The 13,169-nt window shown below is 54.7% G+C and carries 13 protein-coding genes; 11 read left to right on the top strand and 2 right to left on the bottom strand.

The genetic code is table 11. The features are described from left to right. Window positions 1-80 precede the first annotated feature (80 nt). Genes hycB through BEG40_RS15335 form a run of 9 tightly spaced genes read left to right on the top strand, consistent with a single transcriptional unit; the run spans window position 81 to window position 8,155 of the window. A complete protein-coding gene (gene hycB, locus BEG40_RS15375; protein WP_105285690.1) occupies window positions 81-692 on the top strand; it encodes a formate hydrogenlyase subunit HycB in 612 nt (203 codons plus the stop codon). Continuing rightward, on the top strand, window positions 689-2,515 hold the full coding sequence (gene hycC, locus BEG40_RS15370; RefSeq protein WP_105285689.1) for a formate hydrogenlyase subunit 3: 1,827 nt from the start codon (window positions 689-691) through the stop codon (window positions 2,513-2,515). Before hycB ends, hycC begins: the two co-directional genes overlap by 4 nt. A gap of 2 nt (window positions 2,516-2,517) precedes the next feature. Further along, complete coding sequence (gene hycD, locus BEG40_RS15365) at window positions 2,518-3,441, top strand: formate hydrogenlyase subunit HycD (RefSeq protein WP_105285688.1); 924 nt, start codon at window positions 2,518-2,520, stop codon at window positions 3,439-3,441. A gap of 17 nt (window positions 3,442-3,458) precedes the next feature. Next, window positions 3,459-5,168 (top strand): formate hydrogenlyase subunit HycE, encoded by a 1,710-nt coding sequence (hycE, locus tag BEG40_RS15360; RefSeq protein ID WP_016159605.1) that lies wholly within the window; start codon window positions 3,459-3,461, stop codon window positions 5,166-5,168. Window positions 5,169-5,177: 9 nt separating this feature from the next. Beyond that, a complete protein-coding gene (hycF, locus tag BEG40_RS15355) occupies window positions 5,178-5,720 on the top strand; it encodes a formate hydrogenlyase subunit HycF (protein WP_000493785.1) in 543 nt (180 codons plus the stop codon). Beyond that, the gene (hycG, locus tag BEG40_RS15350; protein WP_000067399.1) at window positions 5,720-6,487 is read left to right on the top strand and encodes a formate hydrogenlyase subunit HycG; all 768 of its coding nucleotides are present in this window, start codon (window positions 5,720-5,722) and stop codon (window positions 6,485-6,487) included. The genes hycF and hycG overlap by 1 nt, the downstream gene beginning before the upstream one ends. Then, window positions 6,484-6,894 carry a formate hydrogenlyase assembly protein HycH gene (gene hycH, locus BEG40_RS15345; RefSeq protein WP_001291918.1) on the top strand — a complete coding sequence of 137 codons (411 nt, stop codon included), beginning with the start codon at window positions 6,484-6,486 and terminating at the stop codon, window positions 6,892-6,894. The genes hycG and hycH overlap by 4 nt, the downstream gene beginning before the upstream one ends. Further along, a complete protein-coding gene (gene hycI / locus BEG40_RS15340; RefSeq protein ID WP_000132961.1) occupies window positions 6,887-7,357 on the top strand; it encodes a hydrogenase maturation peptidase HycI in 471 nt (156 codons plus the stop codon). The genes hycH and hycI overlap by 8 nt, the downstream gene beginning before the upstream one ends. A 42-nt stretch (window positions 7,358-7,399) precedes the next feature. Beyond that, a complete protein-coding gene (locus BEG40_RS15335) occupies window positions 7,400-8,155 on the top strand; it encodes a hypothetical protein (RefSeq protein ID WP_105285687.1) in 756 nt (251 codons plus the stop codon). Window positions 8,156-8,258: 103 nt separating this feature from the next. Here the strand turns inward: BEG40_RS15335 and ascB are convergent, their stop codons facing one another. Together ascB and ascF are read right to left on the bottom strand one after the other, a co-directional pair. After that, the gene (gene ascB, locus BEG40_RS15330; protein ID WP_105285707.1) at window positions 8,259-9,683 is read right to left on the bottom strand and encodes a 6-phospho-beta-glucosidase AscB; all 1,425 of its coding nucleotides are present in this window, start codon (window positions 9,681-9,683) and stop codon (window positions 8,259-8,261) included. 8 nt (window positions 9,684-9,691) lie between these two features. Continuing rightward, on the bottom strand, window positions 9,692-11,149 hold the full coding sequence (gene ascF / locus BEG40_RS15325; protein WP_105285686.1) for a PTS cellobiose/arbutin/salicin transporter subunit IIBC: 1,458 nt from the start codon (window positions 11,147-11,149) through the stop codon (window positions 9,692-9,694). 259 nt (window positions 11,150-11,408) lie between these two features. On the opposite strand from ascF, the gene ascG reads away from it, so the two are divergent. Together ascG and hydN are read left to right on the top strand one after the other, a co-directional pair. Further along, the gene (gene ascG / locus BEG40_RS15320; RefSeq protein WP_021551276.1) at window positions 11,409-12,419 is read left to right on the top strand and encodes a DNA-binding transcriptional regulator AscG; all 1,011 of its coding nucleotides are present in this window, start codon (window positions 11,409-11,411) and stop codon (window positions 12,417-12,419) included. A 148-nt stretch (window positions 12,420-12,567) separates the two neighbouring features. Further along, on the top strand, window positions 12,568-13,095 hold the full coding sequence (gene hydN, locus BEG40_RS15315; protein WP_001078777.1) for an electron transport protein HydN: 528 nt from the start codon (window positions 12,568-12,570) through the stop codon (window positions 13,093-13,095). The last annotated feature ends 74 nt before the right edge of the window (window positions 13,096-13,169 follow it).

Genomic DNA, 13,169 nt, shown 5'->3' with positions numbered 1-13,169 from the left:
TGGGCGTGTCGATGAGTGTCGAAAATGACATTTCATCGGCATGTTTTCGTCAAAAATGACAATCACCTGAGGAATGCCTGGTGAATCGTTTTGTAATTGCTGACTCCACGCTCTGTATCGGCTGCCACACCTGTGAGGCCGCCTGTTCAGAGACGCATCGCCAGCACGGCCTGCAATCCATGCCGCGCCTGCGAGTGATGCTAAATGAAAAAGAATCTGCACCGCAGCTCTGTCACCACTGTGAAGATGCGCCTTGTGCGGTGGTCTGTCCGGTTAATGCCATCGAGCGCGTTGATGGTGCCGTGCAGTTGAATGAAAGCCTGTGCGTAAGCTGCAAACTGTGCGGCATCGCCTGCCCGTTTGGCGCAATTGAATTTTCCGGGAGCCGTCCGCTGGATATTCCGGCAAACGCCAATACCCCGAAAGCGCCACCGGCACCGCCTGCTCCGGCGCGTGTCAGCACATTGCTTGACTGGGGGCCGGGCATTCGTGCGATCGCCGTCAAATGTGACCTTTGTAGCTTTGATGAACAAGGTCCAGCTTGCGTGCGGATGTGCCCAACTAAAGCCCTGCATCTGGTGGATAACACCGATATCGCCCGCGTCAGCATACGTAAGCGTGAGCTGACTTTTAACACCGATTTTGGCGATCTCACCTTGTTTCAGCAGGCTCAAAGTGGAGAGGCTAAATGAGCGCAATTTCCCTGATCAATAGCGGCGTTGCGTGGTTTGTCGCTGCCGCTGTTCTGGCATTTCTCTTTTCTTTTCATAAGGCGCTAAGCGGCTGGGTCGCCGGGATTGGCGGCGCGGTTGGTAGCGTGTACACGGCAGCAGCAGGTTTCACCGTGCTGACGGGGGCGGTCGGCGTGAGCGGTACGCTGTCACTGGTGAGTTTTGATATCCAAATCTCCCCGCTTAACGCGATTTGGTTGATTACCCTCGGCCTGTGCGGCCTGTTTGTCAGCCTCTACAACATTGACTGGCATCGCCACGCGCAGGTGAAATGCAACGGTTTGCAGATCAATATGCTGATGGCTGCCGCCGTGTGCGCCGTTATCGCCAGCAATCTGGGCATGTTAGTGGTAATGGCTGAAATCATGGCCCTGTGCGCGGTGTTTCTCACCAGCAACAGCAAAGAGGGCAAACTGTGGTTTGTGCTGGGGCGCCTCGGTACTTTGCTGCTGGCGATATCCTGCTGGCTGGTCTGGCAGCGTTACGGCACGCTGGATCTGCGCCTGCTGGATATGCGCGTACAACAACTGCCGCTCGGTTCCGATATCTGGCTGCTCGGTGTGATTGGCTTTGGCCTGCTGGCCGGGATTATCCCGCTGCACGGCTGGGTGCCGCAGGCTCATGCTAACGCTTCAGCTCCTGCTGCGGCGCTGTTTTCTACGGTGGTGATGAAAATCGGCCTGCTGGGCATTTTAACCCTGTCGCTGCTGGGCGGTAATGCGCCGCTGTGGTGGGGAATTGCGCTGCTGGTGCTCGGCATGATCACCGCGTTCGTCGGTGGTCTGTATGCGCTGATGGAACACAACATCCAGCGTCTGCTGGCTTACCACACCCTGGAAAATATCGGCATTATCCTGCTGGGGCTGGGCGCTGGCGTAACGGGTATCGCGCTCGAACAACCGGCGCTGATTGCTCTTGGCCTGGTCGGTGGTCTGTACCATCTTCTTAACCATAGCCTGTTCAAAAGCGTACTGTTCCTCGGTGCGGGTAGCGTCTGGTTCCGTACTGGTCATCGCGATATCGAAAAACTCGGCGGCATTGGCAAGAAAATGCCGGTTATCTCCATCGCCATGTTAGTCGGGCTGATGGCAATGGCTGCGCTGCCGCCGCTGAACGGGTTTGCCGGGGAATGGGTTATTTATCAATCCTTCTTCAAACTGAGCAATAGCGGCACCTTCGTTGCCCGTCTGCTGGGGCCGCTGCTCGCCGTGGGTCTGGCAATTACTGGTGCGCTGGCGGTGATGTGTATGGCGAAAGTCTATGGCGTTACGTTCCTTGGCGCGCCGCGTACCAAAGAAGCCGAAAACGCCACCTGTGCGCCGCTCCTGATGAGCGTAAGCGTAGTGGCACTGGCGATTTGCTGCGTAATTGGCGGTGTTGCTGCGCCGTGGCTACTGCCGATGCTCTCTGCTGCTGTACCTCTGCCGCTGGAGCCTGCTAACACCACCGTTTCTCAACCAATGATCACCCTGCTGCTGATTGCCTGCCCGCTGCTGCCATTCATCATTATGGCGATTTGCAAAGGCGACCGTCTGCCGTCACGTTCCCGTGGCGCAGCCTGGGTGTGCGGCTACGACCACGAAAAATCAATGGTGATTACCGCTCACGGTTTTGCCATGCCGGTGAAACAGGCGTTTGCGCCGGTGCTGAAACTGCGCAAAGTGCTGAATCCGGTGTCGCTGGTGCCGGGCTGGCAGTGCGAGGGGAGTGCGTTGCTGTTCCGCCGGATGGCGCTGGTTGAACTGGCGGTACTGGTGGTGATTATTGTTTCACGAGGAGCCTGAGAATGAGTGTTTTATATCCGTTAATTCAGGCGCTGGTGTTATTTGCCGTTGCGCCGCTGCTCTCCGGTATTACCCGCGTGGCGCGCGCCCGTCTGCATAACCGTCGCGGGCCGGGCGTGTTGCAGGAGTATCGCGACATTATCAAACTGCTGGGTCGCCAGAGCGTTGGCCCGGATGCCTCCGGCTGGGTGTTCCGCCTGACGCCGTATGTGATGGTGGGCGTAATGTTGACTATCGCTACTGCGCTGCCGGTGGTGACCGTCGGTTCTCCGCTGCCGCAACTGGGTGATTTGATCACCTTACTGTATCTCTTCGCCATCGCGCGTTTCTTCTTTGCCATTTCCGGTCTGGATACCGGTAGCCCGTTTACCGCTATCGGCGCGAGTCGTGAAGCGATGCTTGGCGTGCTGGTCGAACCGATGCTGCTGCTTGGTCTGTGGGTTGCGGCGCAGGTTGCCGGTTCCACCAACATCAGCAACATCACCGACACCGTTTATCACTGGCCTCTGAGCCAGAGCATCCCGCTGGTGCTGGCGCTCTGTGCCTGTGCGTTCGCCACCTTTATCGAAATGGGCAAACTGCCGTTCGACCTTGCGGAAGCCGAGCAGGAGTTGCAGGAAGGTCCGCTCTCTGAATACAGCGGCAGCGGCTTTGGCGTCATGAAATGGGGTATCAGCCTGAAACAGCTGGTGGTGTTGCAGATGTTCGTCGGGGTGTTTATTCCGTGGGGACAAATGGAAACCTTCACCGTCGGTGGGCTGGTGCTGGCGCTGGTGATTGCCATCGTCAAACTGGTGGTCGGCGTCCTGGTTATCGCGCTGTTCGAAAACAGTATGGCCCGTCTGCGTCTTGATATTACTCCGCGCATTACCTGGGCTGGGTTTGGCTTTGCATTTTTAGCGTTCGTCTCCTTGCTGGCGGCGTGATTAAAGAGAGTATGAGCATGTCTGAAGAAAAATTAGGTCAACATTATCTCGCCGCGCTGAATGAGGCATTTCCGGGCGTCGTGCTGGATCACGCCTGGCAGACCAAAGATCAGCTGACCGTTACCGTAAAGGTGAACTATCTACCGGAAGTGGTGGAGTTCCTCTACTACAAACAGGGTGGCTGGCTGTCGGTGCTGTTTGGTAACGATGAACGCAAACTGAATGGTCATTACGCTGTTTACTACGTGCTGTCGATGGAGAAGGGCACGAAGTGCTGGATCACGGTTCGCGTCGAAGTTGACGCCAACAAACCGGAATATCCGTCCGTGACGCCGCGCGTTCCGGCGGCGGTCTGGGGCGAGCGCGAAGTGCGCGATATGTACGGTTTGATTCCGGTTGGTCTGCCGGATGAGCGTCGTCTGGTGCTGCCGGATGACTGGCCGGATGAACTCTACCCGCTGCGTAAAGACAGCATGGATTACCGTCAGCGCCCGGCACCGACCACCGATGCTGAAACCTACGAGTTCATCAACGAACTGGGCGACAAGAAAAACAACGTTGTGCCGATTGGTCCGCTGCATGTCACTTCTGACGAACCGGGTCACTTCCGTCTGTTCGTCGATGGCGAAAACATTATCGACGCCGACTACCGCCTGTTCTACGTCCATCGCGGCATGGAAAAACTGGCGGAAACCCGTATGGGTTACAACGAAGTGACCTTCCTCTCTGACCGTGTGTGCGGGATCTGCGGCTTTGCTCACAGCACCGCCTACACCACGTCGGTGGAAAACGCGATGGGTATTCAGGTGCCAGAACGTGCGCAGATGATCCGCGCCATTCTGCTGGAGGTGGAACGCCTGCATTCGCATCTGCTCAACCTCGGCCTCGCCTGTCACTTTACCGGCTTTGACTCCGGCTTTATGCAGTTCTTCCGCGTGCGCGAATCCTCCATGAAAATGGCGGAGATCCTCACCGGGGCGCGTAAAACTTACGGCCTGAACTTGATCGGCGGGATTCGTCGCGATCTGCTGAAAGATGACATGATCCAGACCCGTCAACTGGCGCAGCAAATGCGTCGTGAAGTGCGGGAACTGGTGGATGTGCTGCTGAGTACGCCAAACATGGAACAGCGCACCGTCGGCATTGGTCGCCTCGACCCGGAAATCGCCCGCGATTTCAGTAACGTCGGCCCGATGGTTCGCGCCAGCGGCCACGCTCGTGATACCCGTGCCGATCACCCGTTTGTTGGTTATGGTCTGCTGCCGATGGAAGTTCACAGCGAGCAGGGCTGCGACGTTATTTCGCGCCTGAAAGTGCGTATTAACGAAGTCTTTACCTCACTCAATATGATTGACTACGGCCTGGACAACCTGCCAGGCGGTCCGCTGGCGGTGGAAGGATTCACCTACATTCCACACCGTTTTGCGTTGGGCTTTGCTGAAGCGCCGCGTGGCGATGATATCCACTGGAGCATGACCGGCGACAACCAGAAGCTGTACCGCTGGCGCTGCCGTGCCGCGACCTACGCGAACTGGCCGACCCTGCGCTACATGCTGCGCGGCAACACTGTTTCCGATGCGCCGCTGATTATCGGTAGCCTCGACCCTTGCTACTCCTGTACCGACCGCATGACCGTGGTCGATGTGCGTAAGAAGAAGAGCAAAGTGGTGCCGTACAAAGAACTCGAGCGTTACAGCATTGAGCGTAAAAACTCGCCGCTGAAATAAGGAATCGCCATGTTTACCTTTATCAAAAAAGTCATCAAAACCGGCACGGCGACCTCGTCTTATCCGCTGGAGCCGATTGCGGTTGATAAAAACTTCCGTGGTAAGCCAGAGCAGAACCCGCAGCAGTGCATTGGCTGCGCGGCCTGCGTCAATGCCTGCCCGTCAAACGCCTTAACGGTTGAAACCGACCTCGCCACCGGTGAGCTGGCGTGGGAGTTCAATCTTGGGCGCTGCATCTTCTGTGGACGTTGCGAAGAAGTTTGCCCGACGGCGGCGATCAAACTGTCGCAAGAGTACGAACTGGCGGTGTGGAAGAAAGAAGACTTCCTGCAACAGTCCCGCTTCGCGTTGTGCAACTGCCGCGTCTGCAATCGTCCTTTCGCCGTCCAGAAAGAGATCGACTACGCCATTGCGCTGCTTAAGCACAACGGTGACAGCCGCGCGGAAAACCACCGCGAAAGCTTTGAGACTTGCCCGGAATGTAAGCGCCAGAAATGCCTGGTGCCGTCCGACCGTATTGAACTGACTCGCCATATGAAAGAGGCCATCTGATGAGCAATTTATTAGGCCCCCGTGACGCCAACGGCATTCCGGTCCCAATGACGGTGGATGAATCCATCGCCAGCATGAAGGCGTCGTTACTGAAAAAAATCAAACGTTCTGCCTACGTTTACCGCGTGGACTGCGGCGGCTGCAACGGCTGCGAAATCGAAATTTTCGCCACGCTTTCGCCGCTGTTCGATGCAGAACGCTTCGGTATTAAAGTCGTTCCGTCCCCGCGTCATGCGGATATTTTACTGTTTACCGGCGCGGTCACCCGTGCAATGCGATCCCCTGCGCTGCGTGCGTGGCAGTCCGCGCCGGACCCTAAAATCTGTATCTCCTACGGTGCCTGTGGTAACAGCGGCGGGATCTTCCACGATCTCTACTGCGTGTGGGGCGGAACCGACAAAATTGTCCCGGTGGATGTGTACATTCCTGGCTGCCCGCCAACGCCTGCCGCCACGCTGTACGGCTTTGCGATGGCGCTCGGCCTGCTGGAGCAGAAAATCCACGCCCGTGGGCCGGGTGAGCAGGATGAACAACCGGCAGAAATTCTGCATGGCGATATGGTGCAGCCGCTGCGTGTGAAAGTGGATCGCGAAGCGCGCCGCCTGGCGGGTTACCGTTACGGTCGCCAGATTGCCGATGATTTCCTGACGCAATTAGGGCAGGGTGAAGAGCAGGTTGCACGCTGGCTGGAAGCGGAAAACGATCCGCGTCTGAACGAGATTGTCAGCCATCTGAATCATGTTGTTGAAGAGGCGCGTATCCGATGAGTGAAAAGGTGGTGTTCAGTCAACTGAGCCGTAAATTTATTGATGAGAACGATGCCACGCCCGCCGAGGCGCAGCAGGTGGTCTATTACAGCCTGGCGATTGGTCACCACCTTGGGGTTATCGATTGCCTGGAAGCGGCGCTCACCTGCCCGTGGGATGAATATCTGGCATGGATTGCCACTCTGGAGGCGGGCAGCGAAGCCCGCCGCAAAATGGAAGGCGTGCCGAAATATGGTGAGATCGTCATCGACATTAACCATGTGCCGATGCTGGCCAACGCATTCGATAAAGCCCGGGCAGCGCAAACTTCGCAGCAGAAGGAATGGAGTACAATGCTGTTAAGTATGCTGCATGATATTCATCAGGAAAACGCCATCTATTTGATGGTGAGGAGATTGCGTGACTGACGTTTTACTCTGTGTTGGCAATAGCATGATGGGCGATGATGGCGCAGGTCCGCTGCTGGCGGAAAAGTGCGCCGCCGCGCCGAAAGGTAACTGGGTGGTGATTGACGGCGGTAGTGCACCGGAAAACGATATCGTCGCTATCCGCGAACTGCGCCCGACACGACTGCTTATTGTCGATGCCACTGATATGGGGCTAAACCCCGGCGAGATCCGCATCATCGACCCGGATGATATCGCCGAGATGTTTATGATGACCACCCATAACATGCCGCTGAACTACCTTATCGACCAGTTGAAAGAAGACATTGGTGAGGTGATTTTCCTCGGTATCCAGCCGGACATCGTTGGCTTTTACTACCCGATGACCCAGCCGATTAAAGATGCGGTAGAAACCGTTTATCAACGGCTGGAAGGTTGGGAAGGGAACGGCGGATTCGCGCAGTTAGCGGTGGAAGAAGAGTAGTTTTTCAGCAAGGAATTCAGGGAATTGAAAATCAGGACAGGGATGTGCGCTTTTTTATTGAGCTTAGTGTTGCCAGCGCAGGCCACCAGCTTTACCGAGTATCTGCCGATGAGTGACAGCGAATACGCACAAAAGCGGGCGCTGAAACCTCTCCTGACCATGCCTTATTATACCGAGCAAAACTGGCATTTTAGAAAAGTGGGCGTTGCTGGCGTAACGCTTGAGAAGATGCCAAATGAAGAGGATGACTGGCAATTAACCGCAAAAGACCGCGCCGGTAAATCCTGGACAGTGCCTGTGGGTATGCTGGCAAACATAGCGGGCAAAGGGCAACTCTATCGCGTCGATCTTGATCGTAACGGCATTCAGGATCTGGTTATCTGGTTACCCAGTGCCGGTAATGGTCTGGCTCCTTATGCACATTTAATCCTGTTGACGTTCACACGCGAAGGTCGTCCCTGTGTCTTTGAACCCTGGGGATTCTACACCGCAAGCAAAACTGGCGTTGATGATTTGCTGGATTTGCAAGGCAATGGTCACACGCAGCTGCTGGATATGCAGTTTGATTCCGGTTACTGGCTAACCAGTTTGTATCAGGTAAAAGAGGCCAAATGGCAGCGTGTTCATGGCTGGTTTGGCAAGTTAAGCTATCCTGCACTCACGCGTTTTACTTATACTCCCAACCGTAAACTCGTTCTCAAACCCATCGCTGGACGCGACCCGCAAACGGAAGATTTGGCGCTGACGCAGCGTTGTTTGATAACGGGGGATGTGCTTGATGGGGTGAATCAGAACTGATGGCAAACGCTAAATTGCCCGATGCGCTGCGCTTATCGAGCCTACAAAGTTCGTGCGACGAGTAGGCCGGATAAGGCGTTCACGCCGCATCCGGCACGGTTGCTTACTCTAAATCTTCGCCGTTACTGGCAATCACTTTTTTATACCACCAGAACGATTTCTTACGCGTGCGCGCCAGTGTGCCGTTACCTGCATCGTCACGGTCTACATAGACAAAACCGTAGCGTTTGCTCATTTCACCCGTTGAGGCGGAAACCAAATCAATACAGCCCCAGGTGGTGTAGCCCATCAGCGGAATGCCGTCTGCAATCGCTTCGCCCATTGCGCGGATGTGCTCGCGTAGATAGCTGATGCGATAGTCATCGTTAATCTCACCATTGGCAGCAAATTCATCTTTTGCGCCGAGGCCGTTTTCCACCAGAAACAGCGGCTTCTGATAACGGTCGTACATCATGTTCATGGTGATGCGCAGACCGAGTGGATCAATACCCCAGCCCCAGTCGCTCACTTGCAGATACGGGTTACGCAGCGATTTCACCACGTTCGCCGCACTGCTGTTGTTGGTGTTCATCTCCGCCGAGGCGCAGCGCGAGGCGTAATAGCTGAAGGAGACAAAATCGACGGTATTTTTCAGGATCTCATCATCGCCAGGCGCTTTGTCGATGGTTACCCCTTTTTCGCGGAATACGCGGGCAGAGTAAGCCGGATACGCGCCCCGCGCCTGCACATCGATAAAAAACAGGTTTTCGCGATCTTTCTCCAGCGCCGCCCAGACATCTTCTGGCTTGCAGCTATAAGGGTAGAAGTTACCGCCCGCCAGCATACAGCCCACCTGATTTTGCGGGTTAACCTCATGGGCGATTTTGGTGGCTAACGCACTGGCAACCAGCTGGTGGTGCGCAGCCTGATATTTCACCTGATCCTGATTTTCCCCTTCTTCAAACACCAGACCCGCGCCGGAGAACGGGCTATGCAACATAATGTTGATTTCATTGAAGGTTAGCCAGTATTTCACCAGACCATCAAATGCTTCAAAACAGGTTCGGGCGTAGCGAGTGAAAAACTCCACCAGCTTACGGTTACGCCAGGAGCCATATTCCGTCACCAGATGCATCGGCACATCGAAGTGACACAACGTGACCAGCGGTTCGATTCCGTACTTTTTACACTCTTCAAAGACAGAACGATAAAAAGCAATGCCTTGCTGGTTGGGTGTCAGCTCATCGCCCTGCGGAAAGAGACGGCTCCAGGCTATTGAGGTACGGAAAACCTTGAATCCCATCTCTGCCATCAGGGCGATATCTTCTTTATACCGATGATAAAAATCCGTCGCCTCATGGCTGGGATAAAACTCGTCATCGCGCAACTGAAAACGTTTTTCCAGCCCCAGTTTCACCGTCATTCGATGCTCGCCGTGCGGGATCATATCGACCGTGGTCAGCCCTTTGCCGCCTTCACGGTACGCGCCTTCAGACTGGTTGGCGGCAAGCGCGCCGCCCCATAAAAAACCTTGCGGAAATACAGACATTTTCATCCTCAATTAAGACTTACTTCTTTGGCGACGGTCGGTTGTACGCCCTGATGCTTTCGCGCCTCGGCAGCCGCTTCCTCAACAGGGATATCCTCAAAGCCGAGCAACAGTGTGAGGATAAACGACAGCACGACCGCCAGTGCCATGACGGCGAACACCCAGACGATGCTCATTGGATTTGCCGGATCGAAGAACTGTACGCTGGTAAATAACCCCGGCGCTGCCATTGAGTGGCTGGCAAGCCCCGCCATACCGGCAACCGCGCCGCAAATAAAACCGCTGATAAGACTGGCGATAAGCGGACGTTTCAGACGGATCGCCACGCCGTATAACGCCGGTTCGGAAATCCCCGCCATAATGGCTGATGCCGCCGCAGCCAGCGCCGTCTGGCGTAGTTCCGGGTTTTTCGTTTTCCACGCCACCGCCAGCGATGAACCGCCCAGCGACAGGTTAGCGCCGATTTCTGACGGCATGACCATCCCTTCTTTTCCGGTTTCGGCAATGGTCTGAATGATGGTTGGTGTAAAGACGCGGTGCATCCCGGTCATTACCAGCAGTGGCCACAGCGCGCCCATAATGGCGACAGAAAGCCAGCCCAGATAACCATGAATGGTGTAAACCAGCGCCGAAATGGCGCTACCGATCCAGATACCAATCGGGCCAATCAGCAGGATTGCCAGCGGTGCGGCAATCAACACAATCAGCATCGGCTTGAGGAAGTTTTTCGTCACTGCCGGCGTAATGCTGTCCACCCAGCGTTCGATATATGACAGGCACCAGGTCATCACCAGTGCCGGGATCACCGTGTAGGTGTATTTCACCGCCGTGACCGGAATCAGGGCAAATTCAACATGTTCACCCTGAGCCGCTTTCGCCATCAGCTCAATGAAACTCGGATGTACCAGTACACCCGCGATGGCAATCGCCAGCGACATATTGGTTTTAAATTTGATGGCGGCAGAAGCCGCGACCATCAGCGGCAGGAAGAAGAAAGCACCGTCACCAATCACCGTCAGAATGGTTAAGGTCGGCGATCCTTTTGTCAGAACGCCGCTCATTTCGAGGATCATCGCCAGCAGTTTGACCATCGATCCGCCGATAATCGCCGGGATCAGCGGTGACATGGTGCCGATCAGCGCATCGAGGATCCCGGCACCAATGCGACGTAGCGTGAGCTTTGGTTTACCCACGGGCTGCGGGGGCTGCATATTTCCAGGTAACAAGCTGACGACTTCCTGAAAAGCCTGCGAAACCGTATTGCCGATAATCACCTGGCACTGGTTGTCGCTACGTACCACGCCGAGCACGCCGGAGATGGTTTTTAACGTCGGGCTGTCGATAAGCTGGTCGTCTTTGATAACAAAGCGCAAACGCGTCATACAGTGCGTGACCGCCGAGATGTTATCAACGCCGCCCAGTGCCGCTATCACCGAGCGCGCCAGCGCCGCATAATTTTTGGCCATCGGATTTTATCCTGTTATCAGTAGGGTAGAGGTAGTTGTTATCAGTCGACGTGACGGGAAAATGCCGATGCTGAAACGGAAATAAGAAACCGGTTTCACAAAATCATGAATAGTTGTCATTTAATAAGCAAGAGAGTTGATTGTTCATTTTTTATATTTGTGAAACCGGTCACCTGAATATTTTTCCCGCTGATTGCGCAAGGACAACCAGCCAACGGTGCAGTAAACTGCGATGACTGCGTGTAAAGGGATGAAAACAATGACGACAATGCTGGAAGTGGCGAAGCGCGCCGGGGTTTCAAAAGCGACCGTTTCCCGCGTGCTTTCAGGTAATGGCTACGTCAGCCAGGAGACGAAAGATCGCGTGTTTCAGGCGGTGGAAGAGAGCGGTTACCGCCCTAACTTGCTGGCGCGCAATCTGTCGGCGAAGAGTACTCAGACGCTGGGGCTGGTAGTGACCAACACGCTTTACCACGGCATTTATTTTAGTGAATTACTGTTTCATGCCGCGCGGATGGCGGAAGAGAAAGGGCGGCAACTGTTGTTGGCTGATGGTAAACACAGCGCCGAAGAAGAGCGCCAGGCGATTCAGTATCTGCTGGATCTGCGCTGCGACGCTATTATGATTTACCCGCGTTTTTTAAGCGTGGATGAGATTGATGACATCATTGACGCCCACAGTCAGCCGATAATGGTGCTCAATCGCCGCCTGCGCAAAAACAGCAGCCATAGCGTCTGGTGCGATCATAAACAGACCAGCTTTAACGCCGTGGCAGAGTTGATAAACGCCGGACATCAGGAGATTGCTTTCCTTACCGGCTCGATGGATTCCCCCACCAGCATTGAGCGTCTTGCCGGATATAAAGACGCGCTGGCGCAGCATGGTATTGCGCTCAATGAAAAACTTATCGCTAACGGTAAATGGACGCCCGCCAGCGGAGCCGAAGGGGTAGAAACGTTGCTCGAACGTGGGGCTAAATTTAGCGCGTTAGTCGCCAGTAATGATGATATGGCGATAGGTGCGATGAAAGCGTTACACGAGCGCGGCGTAGCGGTGCCGGAGCAGGTGTCGGTTATCGGATTTGATGATATCGCCATGGCGCCGTACACGATCCCGGCGCTCTCCAGCGTAAAAATTCCGGTGACTGAGATGATTCAGGAAATTATTGGACGGCTGATTTTTATGCTCGATGGCGGGGATTTCTCACCGCCGAAAACTTTCAGTGGAAAACTGATCCGCCGCGACTCCCTCATTGCTCTTTTGCGATAAACATTGTCATCACATGTCATCGTCACTTGTGTCGATGACATCGTTTTTTCTGCATTACAGAATTTAATTTCCTTAAATAACAGCAAATTAAAAACTGGCATGATTTGTGAATGTATCGGCGCATTAACTGTCATTGCTGGAGAATTTGATGAACCGTTTCATCATTGCTGACGCGAGTAAATGTATTGGTTGCCGTACCTGTGAAGTAGCGTGCGTGGTTTCTCATCAGGAAAATCAGGACTGTGCATCGCTGACCCCGGAAACTTTTTTACCGCGAATCCATGTCATTAAAGGTGTGAACATTTCCACTGCTACGGTTTGCCGTCAGTGTGAAGATGCACCGTGCGCTAACGTCTGCCCGAATGGTGCTATCAGCCGTGATAAAGGGTTTGTTCATGTGATGCAGGAACGTTGCATTGGTTGCAAAACCTGCGTTGTGGCTTGCCCGTATGGCGCGATGGAAGTGGTGGTACGTCCGGTGATTCGCAACAGCGGTGCGGGGCTGAATGTACGTGCAGACAAAGCCGAAGCCAATAAATGCGACCTGTGCAACCATCGTGAAGACGGCCCGGCGTGTATGGCGGCTTGCCCGACCCATGCGCTGATTTGTGTCGATCGGAATAAACTTGAACAACTGAGCGCAGAAAAACGTCGCCGCACGGCGCTGATGTTCTAAAAATCTTACAGAACTGTTCTAGCATCAAAGGAATTCCCGGAAATATTCGTAGAATACGGGGCGGGCGATATCGC

The sequence above is a fragment of the Escherichia sp. MOD1-EC5495 genome, assembly GCF_002965965.1.
GTDB classification, from domain to species: Bacteria; Pseudomonadota; Gammaproteobacteria; order Enterobacterales; family Enterobacteriaceae; genus Escherichia; species Escherichia ruysiae.
The sequence above is the reverse complement of the archived record's forward strand: the minus strand, read 5'-3'. Positions and strand labels throughout refer to the sequence as shown.